The sequence below is a fragment of the Flavobacterium xizangense genome (assembly GCF_054075145.1).
This window is the reverse complement of sequence record NZ_JBSIPG010000181.1, coordinates 1-259: the sequence shown is the minus strand read 5'-3', so window position 1 is coordinate 259 and position 259 is coordinate 1. Positions and strand designations below refer to the sequence as shown.

Below are 259 nucleotides of genomic sequence, written 5' to 3'. Positions count from 1 at the left end.
CGATACCACCACATTACAGGAAGTCCGGGTGAATGCTGGTTACTATTCTGTAAAGGAGAGTGACCGGACGGGGAGCATCGCCCGGATTACTTCAAAAGATATCGAGAACCAGCCCGTCACTAACGTGTTTGCGACAATGCAGGGAAGAATGTCAGGCGTAAATATCACACAAAATACTGGCATGCCAGGCGGAGGTTTCGCAATTCAAATCCGCGGGCAGAACAGCATTAGGAACGATGGTAACGATCCTCTATATATT

1 protein-coding gene is annotated in these 259 nt (G+C 48.3%); it reads left to right on the top strand.

Annotated features, from left to right (window positions below; all coding sequences use genetic code 11):
- Positions 1–259 (top strand): TonB-dependent receptor plug domain-containing protein (locus ACWA1B_RS23025; RefSeq protein WP_456910977.1); only part of this gene is annotated, 259 nt, incomplete at both ends.